15 protein-coding genes and 1 tRNA gene are annotated in these 18057 nt (G+C 62.3%); 7 read left to right on the forward strand and 9 right to left on the reverse strand.

Annotation, left to right across the window (positions count from 1 at the left end; genetic code table 11):
• Positions 1-84: 84 nt before the first annotated feature.
• The 5 genes from BLS42_RS12250 to bcp all read right to left on the reverse strand — a co-directional run bounded on the left by BLS42_RS12250 (position 85) and on the right by bcp (position 5118).
• Positions 85-1587, reverse strand: a complete 1503-nt coding sequence (locus BLS42_RS12250) for a malate:quinone oxidoreductase (protein ID WP_090581526.1) — start codon at positions 1585-1587, stop codon at positions 85-87.
• Positions 1588-1665: 78 nt separating this feature from the next.
• A complete protein-coding gene (locus BLS42_RS12255; protein ID WP_371129567.1) occupies positions 1666-3321 on the reverse strand; it encodes an ABC transporter substrate-binding protein in 1656 nt (551 codons plus the stop codon).
• A gap of 258 nt (positions 3322-3579) precedes the next feature.
• Positions 3580-4254, reverse strand: a complete 675-nt coding sequence (locus BLS42_RS12260) for a fasciclin domain-containing protein (RefSeq protein WP_090581528.1) — start codon at positions 4252-4254, stop codon at positions 3580-3582.
• Between the two features lie 246 nt (positions 4255-4500).
• A tRNA-Leu gene (locus tag BLS42_RS12265) sits at positions 4501-4582 on the reverse strand.
• A 62-nt stretch (positions 4583-4644) separates the two neighbouring features.
• Positions 4645-5118: a thioredoxin-dependent thiol peroxidase gene (gene bcp, locus BLS42_RS12270; RefSeq protein WP_090581530.1), complete on the reverse strand. Its 474-nt coding sequence runs from the start codon at positions 5116-5118 to the stop codon at positions 4645-4647.
• Between the two features lie 109 nt (positions 5119-5227).
• Between bcp and BLS42_RS12275 the strand changes: the two genes are divergently transcribed.
• Positions 5228-5728 (forward strand): MarR family winged helix-turn-helix transcriptional regulator, encoded by a 501-nt coding sequence (locus BLS42_RS12275; protein ID WP_371129568.1) that lies wholly within the window; start codon positions 5228-5230, stop codon positions 5726-5728.
• Between the two features lie 66 nt (positions 5729-5794).
• On the opposite strand, the gene BLS42_RS12280 is transcribed toward BLS42_RS12275, so the two are convergent.
• Positions 5795-6424 carry a DUF2510 domain-containing protein gene (locus BLS42_RS12280; protein WP_090581533.1) on the reverse strand — a complete coding sequence of 210 codons (630 nt, stop codon included), beginning with the start codon at positions 6422-6424 and terminating at the stop codon, positions 5795-5797.
• Between the two features lie 164 nt (positions 6425-6588).
• Here BLS42_RS12280 and BLS42_RS12285 point away from each other — a divergent pair, with 164 nt between their 5' ends.
• Positions 6589-6780 carry a hypothetical protein gene (locus tag BLS42_RS12285; RefSeq protein ID WP_371129563.1) on the forward strand — a complete coding sequence of 64 codons (192 nt, stop codon included), beginning with the start codon at positions 6589-6591 and terminating at the stop codon, positions 6778-6780.
• Between the two features lie 862 nt (positions 6781-7642).
• On the opposite strand, the gene BLS42_RS12290 is transcribed toward BLS42_RS12285, so the two are convergent.
• A complete protein-coding gene (locus BLS42_RS12290; protein ID WP_256336439.1) occupies positions 7643-8188 on the reverse strand; it encodes a hypothetical protein in 546 nt (181 codons plus the stop codon).
• 364 nt (positions 8189-8552) lie between these two features.
• Between BLS42_RS12290 and BLS42_RS12295 the strand changes: the two genes are divergently transcribed.
• Positions 8553-8873 carry a hypothetical protein gene (locus BLS42_RS12295; RefSeq protein ID WP_090581536.1) on the forward strand — a complete coding sequence of 107 codons (321 nt, stop codon included), beginning with the start codon at positions 8553-8555 and terminating at the stop codon, positions 8871-8873.
• Between the two features lie 7 nt (positions 8874-8880).
• Here the strand turns inward: BLS42_RS12295 and BLS42_RS12300 are convergent, their stop codons facing one another.
• Positions 8881-9069: a hypothetical protein gene (locus BLS42_RS12300; protein ID WP_090581539.1), complete on the reverse strand. Its 189-nt coding sequence runs from the start codon at positions 9067-9069 to the stop codon at positions 8881-8883.
• The gene (locus BLS42_RS20240) at positions 9066-9710 is read right to left on the reverse strand and encodes a hypothetical protein (RefSeq protein ID WP_176803374.1); all 645 of its coding nucleotides are present in this window, start codon (positions 9708-9710) and stop codon (positions 9066-9068) included. The genes BLS42_RS12300 and BLS42_RS20240 overlap by 4 nt, the downstream gene beginning before the upstream one ends.
• 65 nt (positions 9711-9775) lie before the next feature.
• Between BLS42_RS20240 and BLS42_RS20245 the strand changes: the two genes are divergently transcribed.
• The 4 genes from BLS42_RS20245 (at position 9776) to BLS42_RS12335 (ending at position 18030) form a co-directional block, all read left to right on the forward strand.
• Positions 9776-9931, forward strand: coding sequence for a hypothetical protein (locus BLS42_RS20245; RefSeq protein WP_176803376.1), 156 nt, complete (start codon positions 9776-9778; stop codon positions 9929-9931).
• An 83-nt stretch (positions 9932-10014) separates the two neighbouring features.
• Positions 10015-11019, forward strand: a complete 1005-nt coding sequence (locus BLS42_RS12310) for a zinc metalloprotease (protein WP_090581541.1) — start codon at positions 10015-10017, stop codon at positions 11017-11019.
• 2431 nt (positions 11020-13450) lie between these two features.
• Entirely contained in the window at positions 13451-16198 is a 2748-nt protein-coding gene (locus BLS42_RS12330) for a hypothetical protein (protein ID WP_143019186.1), read from the forward strand.
• Positions 16199-16470: 272 nt separating this feature from the next.
• Positions 16471-18030: a hypothetical protein gene (locus tag BLS42_RS12335; protein WP_143019187.1), complete on the forward strand. Its 1560-nt coding sequence runs from the start codon at positions 16471-16473 to the stop codon at positions 18028-18030.
• Positions 18031-18057: the final 27 nt, after the last annotated feature.

An 18057-nucleotide genomic window follows, 5' to 3' on the forward strand; every position in this document is an offset into this window, starting at 1 on the left:
CGAGCACATACTGCAAACGGGGACGTCAATGAGTTGCGGCGGTCCCAAACCAGCAGTTTAGACCAGCCCTGACCCGGGCCCGGCTTAGTTGCGGGAGGTGACCTGTTCGAGTTGCAGGGTCTTGGCCGTCTCGGCCTCCAGCTGAGCGGCGAGCTCGGGGTTGTCGTTGAGCTTGACACCGTAGCCGGGCATCATGTCCTTGAGCTTGGACTGCCAGCCCTTGAAGTTCTTGGGGAAGGACTTCTGGAGGAGCTCGATCATGATCGGCACGGCCGTGGACGCGCCCGGGGAGGCGCCGAGCAGGGCGCCGATAGTGCCGTCACGTCCGGCAATGACCTCGGTGCCGAACTGCAGCACGCCGCCCTTCTTCGGGTCCTTCTTGATGATCTGTACCCGCTGGCCGGCGGTGATGAGCTCCCAGTCGCCGTCCTGGGCCTCGGGGTAGTACTCCCGCAGGGCCTCGACCTTGTCGCCGTGGCGCTTGGCGACTTCCTTGATCAGGTAGGCGGTGAGGTCCATGTTGTCCTTGGCCACGGCCAGCATCGGGATGATATTGGAGGGGCGGATGGACAGCGGCAGGTCCAGGTAGGAGCCGTTCTTGAGGAAGTTCGTGGAGAAGCCCGCGTAGGGGCCGAACAGCAGGGAGCGCTTGCCGTTGACGTAGCGCGTATCCAAGTGCGGTACGGACATGGGCGGGGCGCCGACGGATGCCTGGCCGTAGACCTTCGCGCTGTGCTGGGCCGCGAGGGCCTCGTCGGTGCAGCGGAAGAACTGGCCGGAGACCGGGAAGCCGCCAAACCCCTTGCTTTCCGGGATGCCGGAGGCCTGCAGCAGGTGCAGGGCGCCGCCACCGGCACCGACAAAGACGAATTTGGCGTGGATGGAGCCGTGCTCGCCGCTCTGGGGGTGCTTCAGCGAGAGGTCCCAGCCGCCGCCGGACGCGCGCTTGATGTCGCTGACGTTGTGGCCGTAGTTGATCTCAACGCCGTTATTGCCCAGGTACGTGGTCAGCTCTCGGGTCAGGGCGCCGAAATCGACGTCGGTTCCCTCGGCGGCGCGGGTTGCCGCGACCCGCTGCTTGGGGTCGCGGCCCTTGACGATCAACGGGGCCCACTTGGCGATCTGGGCGTGGTCCTCGGAATACTCCATCGAGCGGAACAGCGGGTTGGGCTTGAGGGCCTCATAGCGGGTGCGCAGGAACTTGGCGTGGTCTTCGCCGATCACGAAGCTCATGTGCGGAACGGTGTTGATGAAGCCCTTGGGGGAGCCGATCAGGGAATTCGAGACGAGGTGGGACCAGAACTGGCGGGACAGCTGGAACTGCTCGTTGATGTTCAGGGCCTTGCCGGGGTCCACCGAGCCGTCTTTGGCTGCGGGGGAGTAATTAAGTTCACACAGGGCCGCGTGCCCGGTGCCGGCGTTGTTCCACGGGCCGGAGCTTTCCAAACCCGGTTCGTCGAGCTTCTCGAACAGTGAGATGGTCCAGTTCGGCTCAAGCTGCTTGATGAAAGCACCGAGAGTGGCGCTCATGATGCCGCCGCCAATCAGGACGACGTCGGCATGTTGGGTCTTGGAAATGAAAGTCACAATCAGTCTCCGATAGCAGCGGCTCTGGCTGTCACAGAATATCCCGCACCGCCCACTAACTGAAATTGGCCCCGGGCGTCAAGGCCTTAGCTCGACATTTGTGAAAACTTCATTGAGCACCGGCGACGCCGGGTACTTCAGGACCCGGTCCGAGAGCGCCAGTGCGGAGATCGGGAAGGCAATGGGAACCGCGGGCACCGTGGCCGCGATCTGCCCATTGATGGTCTGGTACTGCGAAGTGCGGTCCTGGCCATCAGGCAAGCCACGGGCCCGGGCGATCTTGGAGAAGACCTGGGGATCCTGGTAGCCGAATTCGCCGGTGTTCTCGCCGAAGAGCGGGCCCACGAAATTGTCAGGGTCCGAATACGAGCCGTTCCAGCCGAGCAGGTGCAGGGCGTGGTCGCCGGGGGAGGTGACCTTCTGCAGGTAGCCGTCCGCCCAGTCCACAGGTACGGGCTTGATGTTGAGCCCGATGGCGGTCAGTTGCCGGCTGATTTCGGCGTACACCTTTTCCGGCGTCGGAAGGTAGGGCCGGGTGACGTTGAGCGGGTAGTAGAACTTCAGTGCTTCGCCCTTGTAGCCGGCCTCGGCCAGGAGTTCCTTGGCCTTGCCCGGGTTGTAGCCGAGCGCAGCGGCGTTGTTGTTGAAGCCGCTGAGCTTGGGCGGAACGAACTGGGAGGCCTGGGCTGTGTTGTCGATGAAGAACCGGCGGATCAGCGTGTCCTTGTCCAGCCCCATCTCGATCGCCTGGCGCACCTTGAGGTTCCGCAGGATAGGCACTTCCTGGTTCATGCCCAGGTACATGACGGAGAAGGGGTCCCGCTGGATGATCTGCTTTCCGCTCTTGACCAGCTGATCGAAGTTTCCGGCGGTGACGGCGTCGTAGGCGTCGATCTTGCCTTCCAGCAGTGCCTGCATCCGGCTCTGCGGCTGATCGTAGGTCACAAACTTGATGGTCGCGATCTGTCCCTTGTCGCCCCAATAGTTCTTGTTACTGGCCAGGGTCACGCTGCCCGGGTCCCAGGCGCGGAAGACATACGGTCCGGTGCCCACCGGGTGGAGGCCGTAGGCGGACACCGGCTGCCCGCCCCGGCTCTGGTTCAGGACGTCCGCTTTCTCCGCGGCGAGGGCCTTGGGCGACGAAATCGCGAAGGCCGGGAGGGTGAGGGCCTGGAGAAATCCTGTGAAGGGCTGGCTGAGGCCGATCCGCACGTCGTCCGGCGCCACGGCTTTGCAGCTCTTGTAGATGGATAGCGGGGCCTGGTCCGCATGGGCCTTGAACACACCCTTGAATGTGGTGCCCGAGGCCTGCTTGCGAAGGGCCTGTGAGAAGTTGAACCAGCGGTTGAAGTTGGTGCAGACCGCGGCGGCATCAAACGGCGTCCCGTCCTGGAACTTGACGTTTTCGCGCAGCTTGAACTCGTAGGTCCGGCCTTCATCGCTCTGGGACCATTCGGTGGCCAGCAGCGGCGTGGGCTGGCCGGTTGTCTGGTCCACGCCCACGAGGCCTTCCAGGACCTGCCGGGTGACGCGGTAGGACTCGACGTCGGAGACCAGGGCAGGATCGAGTCCCAGCGGCTCCGAGCCGGTGCCGAAGGTGAAGACCGCGGTAGGTGCCGCGCTGGAGGTGGACGAGGCGGTTGCGGAGCTGGGTGACGGGCCGAGGCTGCCCGTGCAGGACGCGAGCGGCAGCACAAGGAGAGCGGCCCCGATGCTGGCGGCAATCCGCCGCACTGTCCTGCTGGGCACTGTACTGCTGGGCACTCGAGAATCACCTCTGGGAACTGGATGGTCCGCCGGCTGCGGAACAGCCCCAGTCTAGTTGACGGCCGAGCCCGCCAGCTTTTGTGGCCCACCGTCGCCGGCGATCAGCCACCGGCGGCACGGCCCCCACAAAAAAGCGGAGGCCCGCACCTGGGGGGTGCGGGCCTCCGCCTCTCCTAGTGGTCCAGGGAGTCAGGCTGGAGCCGGGGCAGGAGGGCTTGGGGCTGCTTACTTGGGCATCAGAACTGAGTCGACCATGTAGACAGTGGCGTTGGCGGTCTGGACGCCACCGCAGACAACGTTGGCGCCGTCAACCTTGAGGGCATCCTTGGTGCCGGTGACCGTCACCGAACCGCCTTCAACCGTCTTGTGGGTGCCGACGATCTGGTCCGGGGTGATCTTGCCGGGGACGACGTGGTAGGTCAGGATCTTGCTCAGCGTGGCATCGTCCGTCTTCAGGGCATTGATCGTAGCCGGGGCGATCTTCTTGAAGGCGTCATCGGTCGGGGCGAAGACGGTAAATTCGCTGCCGTTGAGCGTGTCCACCAGATTGACCTTGGGGTTGAGCTTGCCGGAAACAGCGGCGGTCAAGGTGGTGAGAATCGGGTTGTTGGACGCCGCGGTGGCTACCGGGTCAAGTGCCATGCCCGAGACGGAGCCGGCACCGCTCGGAACCTTGGCGGCGTAGGCTGCGCAGCCGGAGCCGACAAGGTTGGCTGCCGGATCCATGGCTGCGGCGGAGGCGCTCATGGACGGGGACGGCGCCATGCTGGGTGCCGAGGGTGCCGAGGAGGCGGGGGCCGACGAGGCGGTGGTGCTGGATCCGCCGCAGGCAGTGAGGCTGAGCATGGCGGCAGCTGCGATACCTGCAACGGCGAACGTGGTGCGCTTGATGTTCTGCATTTCGGTTTCTCCTTTGTTGTGCCGATGGTTGCCTGCGGCGAACTTTGCCGCTGCGGCCTTTCCCGACTGTTGGGCACCGACCCTTGGTTGGTGTCTCAATGGGTATTCGGCTGTTCGGAGGAACCGGATGGGTGCGGACGTGAAATTCTTTTTGACCTCTTCAGGCCCACGGGGAAAACACGGAAAGTCCGCTGAAAGCTGCTGGAAACGACGAGAACCCCGGTCCGAAGACCGGGGTTCTCTCTGTGCGCAAGGGGGGACTTGAACCCCCACGCCCGAAGGCACAGGAACCTAAATCCTGCGTGTCTGCCAATTCCACCACTCGCGCGCGGCGCCGTCGTCGTCCCGGGAAAGAACCCCGGCGGCGGACGCCAGGCTCCATTGTACCTATCAGGCGTCGAGTTTCAGGTCCCGGCGAAGTTTGGCGACATGCCCGGTGGCCCGGACGTTGTACTGCGCGACGGCAACCTGGCCGTCGGCGTCGACAACGATGGTGGAGCGGATGAGGCCTTGGTAGGTCTTGCCGTAGTTTTTCTTTTCGCCCCAGGCCGCGTAGGCCTCGGCGACGGAGTGGTCCTCGTCGGAGAGGAGCGGGAAGGTCAGCCCTTCGGCGGCCGCGAACGCCGCAAGCTTGCTGACAGGGTCGGGTGAGATTCCCACCACGTCATAACCTGCGGCCTGAAGCGCGCCGAGGGAGTCCCGGAAATCGCAGGCCTGCTTGGTGCATCCGGGTGTGGAGGCGGCCGGGTAGAAGTAGATCACGGTGTTCCGGCCCCGGAAATCGCGCAGGCTGACGTCCTGTCCTTCGGCGTTCTTGAGGGTGAACTCCGGTGCTGTGGCACCGGCGGTGAGTCGCTCAGACACGTGTGTCTCCTGGGTGAGGTGTGGCGTGAAGTGGGGTGATTATCCAGCGTACTGACGCGATCGGCGTCGGACGAATCCGCTGATCGCTATACTCTTGGGTATGCCTGATATGGATCGCTGGCCCACGGGCCGCCTATTGTCCACGGCAGCACGTCTTGTAGAACACTCCTGGAACGAAAAATTGGGGGCCATTGGCCTGACCCATGCCGGGGTGATCGCAATGGAGGTGCTCTCGGCGAATGGGCCTATGACACAAGCCCAATTGGCCCAGCTCGTCCGGGTGCAGGCTCAGACCATGGGCAAGACACTGAGCCGGCTGGAAGCGCACGGCCACATTTCGCGGCAGCGCAGCACCTCCGACCGGCGCAGCCATGTGGTGTCTCTAACTGACCAAGGGCGCCAGGCCGTCGCGGCGGCCGCCGACATGGAACGCTCCGTGCTCGCCGCGACGCCCATTGACCCGGACCTGCTGCGCCAAGAGCTCCAGGCTGTGGTCAGGGTGCTGGCAACCAAGTCAACGTCCCCGGAGGTCAAGGCCATCGTCACGGGCGCTGAGCCGGGCGTCGCCGCGGCGCCGGGCGTCGCCGCCGGGACGGCCCCGCTGAGCTGATATAGCCGGTGGCGCTGAACTCGTCGGCGCCACCGGGGCCGCACTTCGCCTCAGACCAACCTGGCCTTATATCGTCGCGGCCTGGTTCGCCAGAGTGGCCACCATGGCGGACATCTTGAGGCCGGTGAGCACTACCGTGAGCAGGGTGACGCCGATAGTGGCCCACACCGGGGCGAGCCCCCGCCGCGGGGCCACCTCGTGGACAATCACGGAGCGGCCAATCACGTAGAGCGCCACGTTGAGGAACACCCACGCCCAGTGGAACGGCCGGACCACGCCGTCCTTGCGCAGCCGGTCCCAGTCCAAGTACGCCAGGAGTGCGGACACGCCGTAGATCACGAAGCTGATGGCCACCAATAGAAAGTAAGGCGCCGTGAAGATCGACGCCGGATCAATTGTCTGGACCTGTCGCGTGCCCACGGTGCGCAGCCGGAGCACCGGGTTCCAGAACATGAGCAGGATGAGCGACACCAGCGGCAGAGCCACAATCGTCCAGATGTACGGGTTGTAGACCGGTGTCCGGTCACTGATGCGCCTGCGCGGTGCCACCGGGTGTTGGGCCGGAGCCGCCTGGAACTGGGGTGAGCTGAACTGTCCGGTCCATGCCGAACCATTCCACCACTGAAACCGGCCCGAACCGGCAGGGTCGGGATACCAGCCAGGGCCAGGGGCTGAAGCGTTGGGCGGTACGGTCATGGCTGTACATCCTTTGCGGGGTGTGGCGCGGGCGCGGCGTGGCGAGTGCGGTTCAATGCATTCTCTGGTTCCAAGACAGAGAGTACATGGGGCGAGCACATGGGGGCTCGACGCGCCCCCGCTTCGGGGGGACGATTAAAGGGCAATCACCATGAAGGAGGTCAGTGATGTGCTATCAGTACAACAGGGATTTCCGGCGGGATACCCGGAAGGATGCCGCGCAGGAAACTGAGGAACGCCCGGAGCCCCGGGTGGAGGCAAAGGAAGGCAGGTTCTGGGGCTTCCCGCGCCGCAGCAAGGAATTCACAGTCGAAGTGCCGGAAACGGTCGTTGACCGGCCCCGCGAGAAGGTCTAGGGACACGACGCGACTCTGGCGGCCGCTGAACCCCCACATTGAAGCGCGACAGCTGAAATGTGACGGTTCGGCGGCCGTTTCACGGTTGGGCAGGCCGGCGAAGGCCAATTGCCGCGGAGAGCCCAATGAGGAGGCCACTTAGCGCCAGCAGGGATCCGGCGACGCCGAGCTGCCCGTCCTGCCCTGAAGCACCTTCGCCGGCCGCGGCGCCAGGCAGGCGCCCCGCTGGTCCCTGGCCCGCATCGGGCGCTCGAGGTGCGGAGGTCCCCGTCGTGCCAGTAGCCGGAACAGACGCCGTGGCCGGTGGAGTCGCGTCGTCTTGGTCCGCTGTTGCAACGTGGGCCGTCGTCGAGGGTGCCGGGACCTGGGAGGGCTGGGAGGGCTGCCCCTGGGACGGCGTTGGCGACGGCCTTCGGGAGTGCGCTGGTGGATGCGCCGCCCCTGATGGTGGCGGCGCGGAGTTGCCCGGGACAGTCGGACTGGGCGTCGGGGAGGCGGACGGCGGGCCCGGCGTCGGCCGTGGCGGACAGAATTTCGCCGGGAGGAGGCCGGCTGGCCCGCAAGGATCGGCCATTGCGGGCAACGCCAGGACGAGAGGCGACGCCACGAGCATCAGGGCCAAGGCTGATGTGTAGCAGGCCTTCCGGATGGAGTTCATCCTCACCATCGTAGGGTTACGCCGCCGGTATGCCGGGAACCCGGACCCGGTGAGGCTCCTTTTCGCCAAAGAAACTCCGTCCCGCGGGCCGCTCAAAACGATGCTGCTTGGCCTGAACTACCCATAGGCTCACGTCGCTGCGACGAGCTGGTCGTGGGGGTTGAGGCACTCGGTGATGGCGCTGCGGAGGCGTGCTCGTCGGCCTCACCGGGCGGTGATTTTGATTCCGGCGACCGCCCCAGTCCAGGGGCCGGTTGGGTCTTGACGGGTCACTTGGGCACTGACGTATCCCTTCTGCAGTTGGACGACCTGCGTCTGGGCTCCCGAGCAATCGACCTCGAACACCATGTGCTCCGTTCCGGCCTTCGTATCTTGGGAGAGGTAGATCTGGGCATGGGGGATGCCCACACACGCCGCGGTGACAGTGTATGGACCAGCAGTCATCACTGTCGCGACTTTACTGAAGCCGCCCCCTGGCCCGTCGGCCGGGCCGGCGTCGGCAAGGAGCAGTGATCCTGGTGCCTTTGCCAGGCGCCTGTGCAGTTCGTCGTAGTTGCTCGCTTCCACGTCCAGAATTCCCCGCTCTTTCGCAGCGACGGTAGGCGTGGGTCGGTGGCTTTGCCCGGTCGCCGTCGGCTGCGTACCGCCGTCATCCTCATAGGCACAGCCGCCCATGCCGCCGGCCAGCAGTATGCCGACAATGAGTGTCGCACCGCAGCGAACTGTGTTCGTTCCCCCAGAACCAGACATGCGCCGAGTCTACGGTCCGTTCACCGAATGGCAAGTGGTTCCTGCCGCGCAATCCTGTCGCTAGACTCGCCCCAGCAGCACACGTTGGGGGCGTGGATGTCTTTTCGCAGAGCCCCGAAGGACCGACCATAAAGGGCTCACATGGCATCGAAGGCATTCCCGGCGACCTCACTGCCGCCGGTGATCGTGTACGCGGCAATCAATCCCGGCGCGACGGTCAGGAACACTGTCGCCGCCGCGTACCTGAACGTCGGCCTGACCGCGGACGAAGCCGCGGGCGCCGAAGAAAGCGAAGGAACTCGCCACGTCGTACGGCGACAAGATCCTCTACTGCGGCGATCTTCCGGCCGAGGACCAGGAACGGTTGTCGTTGCTGCTGGGAAGGATCGAGACGGTCCGGCAGCGGCTGCTGGCGGGCCCCGCACTCCCGGCGGGCGCAGAGGCAAAGGTCTTTGCCGCTCTGTCAGCGCTCGGCGCCTTTCTTGTCCATCCCGCCCCGGAACCGCTCCCGGCGACGCTGGGCATGCTGGACAGCGACATCGAAGCGTTGAAGGCCAGGCACCAGATAACCGAAGCGGCAGCTCAGGCGGCCTTTGAGAGGGTGCTGTCCACGATCGAGGACCTGGAAGCTATGGAGGCCGCGACCCCCGCTTCTGTGCGTGACCTGGCGGCCGACAAGGGCTAGGCGGCGGCTAGAGCTCTTCCCGGGCAAGGGCCTTAGTCTGGGCCGGCGTCGGCCGTCCAAGGCGCTCATCGAGGGTGACGCGCAGCCTGGCGGCGGCAACCTGAACCCGGTGCTGGGAAGCAGTCGTGCTGGAAACCTTTACGGAGACGCGGCGGGGTGCATGGTCGTTCTTATGCTCCGATGTGCTCGTGCTCATCGTCTGTCCTCCTCCTGCGCTCGGGGGTCTGTGCCTTCATTGTCGCCCATGTTGTCGCCGGAGTCCACGGCATCAGGGGTCTGCAGCACCGCATGGTGGCGCAGGTATTCGCCCAGCTCCAGGATGTCTTCCTCGGTAACGGAACTTCCTGCCTCCATCTCCACGTCCGACTCGTCAAATCGAGGGAACACGATGCGGACTGTCCGGTCCGACTGGCTTCCCTGGTCCCCTGCGTCGTCTGCTTCCGGGCTGCCGTTGACGGTCTTCCAGGCGATGTCGAACAGTTCCAGCTCTTCCTTCCTGGCTAGCTCGCTGTGAGCCAGCACTTCAAGGGTGGCAAGGCCGAGAGCTTTCGTGGCTTCGTCTTCAGAGAGGGCTCGTTCCAGCGCCCATTGGGCGCGCCGCCACCATTCGGCCCGGCTGTCGGCTGCTGTCTTCTGGTCGAGGGCGTTCCGGTCGGCTTCGCGCCTCTGCTCCAGGGCGTTGTTGTCCGCCCTGGTGCGCTGCTTGAGGATCCGCCAGTTGATCAGCGCCGCGACGAGAGCGGCCAGGAGCACCGCTGCAGGACTGAACAGAGCCACGTTCTGCCACCACTCCAAGGGCACGGGGGCAAGCGGGGCAGGCGGCGGTGTCGGTGGCATGCGACCAGCCTAAGCCGCGGCCCGGACTGTGGCCGGGGACAAAGCGGGTCCCGCGGCGTGTTTCGGTGCTCCATGGCGATCACCGCAGGGACCCGGCGCAACGGATCCACCGCGAATACGCCGCCGATATCAACGAGGCCGGGGTGAAAGCCGCCCTGGACGTGGTGCGCCGTCTCGGATTCCCTTACGCTGACACCGGAGCCGACGAGATGGGGGAATAGGCGCAGATGAGTGAGTCGGGGGAGCAGGGCGATCCGCAGCGGATTCCGCCTTGGAAGCTTAAAGAAACATCCGGCGCCCCGGCATGGCTGAGGACTGGCACAACGCCGCCCCGCCGCCTCCCGGCTGGAACGCCAACCAGATCACGTCCTCGGACGTGTGGGACTTCCGTCCGCGCCGCGCTCCGTGGCCGCTCCGCCTGTTCAAGGTCGCCGCCATCCTGACCGCCGGCTCGCTCCTGTTCAGCTTCAACCTCTACCTGCACGGTTACCTGAAACCGTCGGCGTTCCTTGGTGGCCCCGCGACAACCCCCGCCACCAGCGAGCCCGGCCTGATTTACCACACCGGCACAGACCCCACCAGGGGTCGGGGACCCGCGGACGCTGCCGGATCCGAACCCCTCACCGACTACCCGACCCCGGGCCGCGAAGAGCATGACGCCCCGCTCGGCCAGCCTGCACCGGTGCCCGCCACGTCCGCCGACTACGCCTTCATGGACACCGGCGATGACGGACAACCGGTCAAGTACGACCCGTGCCGGCCCATCCACTACGTCACCCGCTCCGCCAACCAGCCCACCGCCGGACCGGAACTCATCCAACAGGCCATCGCCGCAGTCTCCCGCTCGACCGGGTTGGTATTCATCAACGACGGGGCCACCACGGAGGCACCGTCAGAGCAGCGCGAGTCCTACCAGCCGGCCCGGTACGGGGACCGGTGGGCGCCGGTGCTCATCGCCTGGGAAACCACCGCCGAGGATCCCCGCTTCACTGACCTCGAGGACGAGGACACCATCCTGGGTGTGGGCGGCAGCGAGGCTGTCAGTATCGGGGACACCGACTACACCTACGTCAGCGGCCATCTGACACTGAACGCCCCCGGCCTGCAGTCCCTGCTCGAACTGGAAGGCCCGGCACAGGTTCGCGGCACCATCGAACACGAACTCGGCCATGTCGTGGGGCTTGATCACGTCCAGGACCCGACCCAGCTGATGAACCCGTCCGACACCGTCGGCGTGACCACCTACCAGGCCGGGGACCTCAACGGCCTGGCCATCCTCGGCCAAGGGGTGTGCCGCCCAGGGGTCTGACCGGGGGGCCGCCTAACACATAAAGGGCCATGAAGATCCTGATCACCTTCCGCGAAAGCGACGCCACCGCCATTGAGGGCCTGCGCATGCCATGATGCCCATGAGGTACCGACTGTATTCAGGGCCGAATCGAGGCTGGCAAGCGGCTCCTTGGGCTTCCGTCGCCGGAGGGCTGGCCAGAATAAAGAGCCCATAAATATCCCCTCGGAAGGATGATGGCAAAAAGAAACCCCGCCTCATGGCCGAAGCCAGTGAAGACGGGGTTTCTCTGTGGTGCACCCCCCGGGACTCGAACCCGGAACCCATTGTTAACACTTCGAATGTCTTCGGTGCAAAGGCGAGGGCGGTACTTTCTTTCATTTCTCGGCGAAAGTGGTAGCGAAGCGTGAGAGGTGAACCGCAAGGAGCCGCAGTGAAATGCGCCAAGTACGGATCAAAGTGACCCTCAAAGTGACCCTCAGGGTATCTCGGACTCAGCATCAAAGATCCCGTCGAAGGCAGTGCGGTTATCGACCATCTGAAGAAGTTGCTCGATGTAGAACTCTTCCGTTATCTGCGGTGACGAGTGCCGCAATTGATCTGCCGCAGCTTGGAGACCCGACGTTTTGGCCACCAGTGTGGCGGCGCTTTTCCTCATCTATTTAGGGCTGATCCAGGCAAAGTCGTCGCCATTCTGAGCGTCGAATGAGCGGGCATCATTCCACGAACGTCGAAAGTTGGATGTAGTGAAATGGCCCCCCTTTGCGTTTGGGAAGACGAAACCTTGCCCTTTCCGGCCAGCTGCTTCTTTTCGCTGTGACAGCACGCTGACGACATAGCCCGGAAGAGCGATGGGCCTGGCGTGCTTAAGTTGTGCGGTGTTCCCTTTGGTGTAGTCCTGGACACCCTTGGACGTTACTGTGTGCGTCACCATAAAGAAGGGAATTTCGTCCTCGAGCCAAAGGTGATTCCAGCGCATAGCCAGTAGCTCCCCGGTGCGAACGCCCGTTCCTAGAAGTACGTCGACGGCATCCACGAGGTGCTTTCCACGCGGCGGTCCAAACTGTTGGGCGTCCTGCCAGGCCTTAATCCTTCGCCGCATCTCCACGTACTCGGAACGGGAGAGACCCCGAGCCGGAGCTCTGAGGGCCTGCCTTTCTTTAGCCGAACCGTCCTTGGCAACAGGGTTTACTCCGTCCGGGAGAGCCCGATACGACAAGGCGAAGTCGAACATCAGCTTCAGGACGACGCGTGCAGTCTTCTCTGCAGTCAGACCGCCGGTTACAACGTCACGCGTCCGTCCGCTCTTCGAGGTGACGGTCGTGATTCCTCCCTCAGCAATCTTCCGCAAATGGTTTCCAGATAACCCCTGGTAGCCAGCCGGATGGGTTTGTTTCCGATGTACGGGACAATGCTGATCCGACAACGGTTGGTGTAGGCAGTGATTGTGTCTGGTGCTTTGTGTCTGAGGGATGCCAGCCAAAGTTTCGAGAGCTCGGCAATGGTGGTGTCCCCTGTGACAAGCGCGTCGGGACTGGCCCTCCGGTAGTCCTCAAACTTCGCCGACAAATTTTCAAACGACTCCACCTTCGATCGGCCGGAGGCTTTCATCCTGCGACGTTCACCGTCAATCGTTCTGTAGTAGACCAGGCACTGCACTCGGGAGCCAATCTTCGTGAACTGCGGTTCGCCGTGCATCCCGCCGTGTTCAAGTTCTACCTGTGCCAAAATCCCTGCCTAAATGACGTGCCTACAAACCTATTAGACGGTACCGGAACGGATGTCTGATTCCCGAGCAATTCGCGAAGACGCCACCCGTGGCACGGAGTCCCGCATAGGGATTTCGTGAGACGGGCATCACCGTGGCAAGGGCTGCCGTATGGCACGCAGTGACACCGGCTGTCAAGCACGCAATCTTTCGGACGCCTTCGGCACTGAGCTACTCAGCGAGTTACCAGTACACTCTCCTGCCGCCAGGCGGCTCACCGATGCATTGACGTTGGTGGCTAAGCGGACATGACCCAAACCGCCCGGGTGCGGCGCAGTCAAAGGGGACGAAGAGGCTCACCCCGTCGCCATCAACAAGCACCAGGCTCGTCCCGGGGCTTGGGGAGTCGACTAGCTCTCGCTCTTCCCTTGAAACGGACGGAATGCCACGATGGTGCTACATGAACGCCCATGTAGGCGCGTTCGGCACCCCTGGTGCGGAAGTTAGTGCAGACATGCACCCCTTTCCGCGCCGGCCTCTACGGCACCGCGGCCCTACGCGGTTGCTCCAGAGCCATGAACCTGATGACTCGCTTTCATTTGGCCAGCATCATATGAAACGAACCGCAGTTTGTGTCCTAGCTAGGGCACATAAGCTTTCGGTCGGCGTGGGCATCACTCTCTTCAACCCGATACCCAAGCCCGCGATGCTCGCTTTCACGTGAGATTGCCTTGGGGACTAGAAATGTTTGATCTGTTAAAGGACATAGAGCGGTATAAGGGCATCACTCCCTATGCGAGCGAGCATCACGGTGTTTACCAGCCCATCCTTGGCTGGGAGTCGAAACTAACAAAGGACTGGATACTCCGGGGCGGATCCCTAATTGATCCGCCGGTGGAACGTATCCTCGACGGACGTATCCTGCCGGGTCCCACGACTGTGGGTTACAACGATCCCCGCGAATTTCTCGCAACCCCACTGGAGCCTGGCGTAGGAAAATCTCCTTTTAAGGTCCTGCTGCTGAAAGATTTGAACAGCGAAGTTCTTCGGGACGTGCAAAGGAAAGTACAGGCATTCGTGGAGTCGCATGACGGGCGGCTTCCGGTGGACAACGAATGGGTTGAGGTTGTCGACTTCAATGATTTCATGGATCCCGAGAACGGCGCGCTGCGAAAAGCCAATGACATTCACCGGACGAAACTGTTCGCTGAACTTCAAGCCAAGTCTCCCGGCGGAATCATCACGGAGGCAATGACTATCGGAGCCCAGGCGCGGCATTTGGAGCTAATGCAGTATGAATCGCAGATCGCCACCTTTCTGCTTTGGAACGCTTCCAATGAAGCTGGCATGACGACCGACAATATGAAGCAGATCTTTGCGGTGACTGAGGCGCCTCCGCTGACCGAGATGTTCCGTTCCACCGACCCGCTGGCCACTATAGATCCTTTGGATAGAAGCGGTGTTTTGTCTCCGGTGGGCTTCATGCATCTGTTCCGACAGTATTTCTTCGACTTGGGAACATTCCTGGGAGAGCCTGTCGAACACATCTGGCTGGCCCCGGGCACCTCTATCGAGCTTATCGAGGTAAGCACCCGCAAGGCGATTGTGGAACGCACAGAGGAAACCGCCCAGGACATGACGACCAGGACGGAGTCCAGCTCCGCAGTCAAGGACGAACTGAGCGACGCCATCAAAGCCGAGAACAGCAGCAGCACTAAACTCGGTGTATCCGCCAGCAGCAGCGGAAATTTCGGAGTTGTCCAAGGCACCGCGTCAGCGAGCCTCGGGCTCGAATCCGCACGCAAGGACGCGCGGGAAAACACGCTAAAGAACACCCGCGAGCAGTCTGAAAAGCTTTCCACGGAAATTAAGAACAGCTATAAATCAGTTTTTAAAACCGTCACTGAAACTACCGATACCCGCAGTCGCCGCTACGTACTTCAGAACCCCACCCCAAAACTCTTCAACTACGAGCTGCGCCGCAAGATGCGCCGGGTTGGTGTCCAGATGCAGGGTTTGGGCGAGCGGCTGTGCTGGCAAGTTTTCGTCGACGATGCCGGCGGCGGCTTGGGACTTTCAGAAATGGTACATTTTACACAATCCCCGGACTTAGCGAGTCTGAAACAGTTGGAAGTCGAACCGCCGCCGGCACTCATCACCAAGACCGTTTCGCCGCCGATCCCGTTCATCGGCATGCGAACTAACGACGACAACGGGCCGGGAGCCGATTATGGCAATACCCGCGAAATAGAGGCCTTCGACGGCAAGCACCACGGCAACCGCACGAACACCAACGATGAGGATGCGGCCGATGCGGAGATCGTCATGGGCCCATTCCCCTACACTTTCGCCCCACCGCAAGGAAACTACTTCCTGTCCGAGGTCCGGGTGCTCGGGCCGCAAGGCGGCAAACGGGCGGCCATTCGGGAGCCCGTCACGATCAGCGACAATGTTTCTGGGGCATTTAACCTCGTTCTGGAGTCGGTGAATTTCGGTGGCTCTAATCAGATGCTTTTGGATGTTGAGCTTGTTTTTTCTCCCAACTTGGGAGCATTCGCAGAGTATGAAGCGCGCAAGAAGAAGGCCGAGGAACAATATGATGCGGAAAAGCAGCGGCTGCTTGAGAAGAGCTATATGGAGAGTGTGCGCAAGCGTATCAAGGACGAAAGCAATATCAAGCCCCGCCCTTCCTGGGACCTGAGGGAGGAAGAACGTACAGTCATCTATCGTTCATTAGTCGAACGACTGATGCTGGACACCTGGGCCATCGCCAAAAAAAGCCCCAAAGACGGCAACAATTCTCGGCTAAGCCATGTCCGCTCAGAGATTATCCGCGCCATTTTTGATGTCGATGCCATGCTCTATTTTGTCGCCCCCGAATGGTGGATGCCGCGCAGGCACAAAAGCGCCAATACGGGAGACACCACTTTTGCCCTTACCGATGCCGACCTCGTAAAGTGGGGGCAGGTGGAAAAACGCGACGACAACTACAAGATCACCGAAGAATCAACTGTTGCTAGGCTGGGCAGCTCCTTGGGCTGGCTGCTCCAGCTGGACGGGGACAACCTGCGCAACGCATTTCTGAACGCGCCTTGGGTCAAAGCCGTCATCCCCATCCGGGCCGGCCGGGAGAAAGCTGCTTTGAACTGGCTGCGCGCCATCGAGGGCCACGACAATGACGGCTGGGATGCCCACTACACTCCCACCAATGCTGAAGACAGACTGCTCGTAGCTGAGCTGGAAGCAGAAGGAAACGAAGCCACCATCGGCAATGTTCTAGAGAAAATCGCCCAACGGCTCGAATTAGTAAACACCGACATTGAAAACACCCTGCAGGCGGACAAGGTCTTTGAGCGTGGATTCGATCACCTCGCCGGTGGGTTCGACGCCGGGATTCCGGCCAATGAGCCCTATACGCAATGGATAACGATCTTGCCCACGGATCAGATTGCTGCCGTGGAATACGAACCCACGACTCTCTTTGAAGCCTGACGGTCATGGGAAACATAGTCTGTCCCGATGATGAGTAATCCAGCCAAGCCGCGACTCGTACCCCAACATACACAAGATCTCCAGAAGGGGCTCCAGGGTCACTCTGCGACTCTGACGCTCAATGATTCGCACCCAACGCACCGGATCATAGCGAACATCGAGTTCAAGCTTCCATGCGGGCTAGGGTCAGAAACCAGCAATCCATCACAGTGTGGCGTCGTATGTGATTTTTCATCGCACCATTCCCCGAGTGACAGATAGGCCGGGTTCGGATGGGTGACGAGAAGCTACTTGGAATCGAGCCCATCGACGGCATACCGCCGATCACCCGCCCGACAATCGATACGACTGCGCCGGTCGTAAAGCCCGTTGAGCCGAAGGCTCCATCCCGTCCAGTCATGCCGGACCCCGATCGTACTGCGGAGCGGCAGGCACCGCCACATCCAAATGCCGTTCCGCGCCGACGTCCGGCCAGTGATCGTGATCGACCGCGCACGACCGTGACCAGGATAATCGTGAATCTTGACAGCGAACGCGTGGCCCTATTCACTGCAGACGGACCGCCATACCGGGGTGACATCGTCACTGATCTATTACCCGGTTTGTACTGGCTTAAAGTGGACCGTCGGTCGAAACTCTGGGTTTTCGAATCGCGTCAGGTGAAGACGGGTCTGCGGTTCTCAATCGCGCTAGACGGCCCCGATCCCTTCTCACTCAACTTCGTCGAACCGCTCATGCTTTGGGCGCAGCGTGGCATCCGGCCGTCTGGCAGCAATGATCTGACGAGCCTGATCGCCAAGCTCGTCCAGCAGGAGCACGATCGGGTCTTCGATTTGGCCCTCGCAGAGCTATGCCTCCTCAGTGAGGTAGATCTCTACGACGTGCTCGATGAACTTTGGGCAACGCAGCCGGGGGTACTCAATGCGATCCTCATCGCATTCGTGAAGGCTTCGCAGGACTCCGATGTACCGGGTCAGTCAGGTGTGCTTCGCGCACTCGAGAGCTTCGCGCGACCGTCGAAGGAAGTTTACGTTGACGCCTTCAACAGCTGCGTCTTGCATCCGAATTCGTTTACCGTCGATGAGGAGCGCAGGCGCGCGAACCTCACCAATCTGCAGCTCCAACTCGGATTCGACCTCATCCCACCGCGGCAGCTCCTCATCTACGCTGATGACATTTCAAGTGACACCGAACCTCAAAAGGAACCATCGACCTACGGCCCTGGCAGCCTGACATACCCGCCTCATTTGTCGAGGGGCACCACGCCGCGGCTGCACGCAGCGAAGGATGCTGCGATCGCCGAACTCGAGCGACAAAACGCCGAGTTCATCGTCGAGTCCTTCCGGCAGGTAGCGAACGTGTTGCTTTCGGTCTACCAGTCCAGCTTTTCGATCTCGAAGGTAACCTCGGCGCGCTCGGGCCTTCAACGGCGGGTTGATCGTGGTCCGGGCGAGTGGCGTCCCGACTTCGAGGGTGGCACCAACATGCGGACGGCCGACATGAACTATCAAACCACGGCCTGTAACTCGCCGCGTGGGATGGGGTACTCGGTCAACGGCGTCCAGTTCGACGGGTATGTCAATGAGAGCAGGACCCTATTGGAGGCCAAAAACTGGATGCCGGGTGGGCGCATGATGAACATGCTCAACAAAGGGTACCTATCCGCAGCCGACGAGGTCGTCGGCCGCGCCCAGCGGCAGCTTGCCGCAGCGGCTCCGAGCGGGGCTGCCATCGAGTGGCGGATGGCAAGTCGGGAGGCAGCAGACATTGTGCGGACCATCTTCAAGAACTGGGGATTCAAAATTCGGGTCGTATACATCGCGCCGTTATGAGGGGCGCCAGCAACCAGACTCCGACTC

It is taken from the genome of Arthrobacter sp. ov407 (assembly GCF_900102895.1).
Classification (GTDB): Bacteria; Actinomycetota; Actinomycetes; order Actinomycetales; family Micrococcaceae; genus Arthrobacter.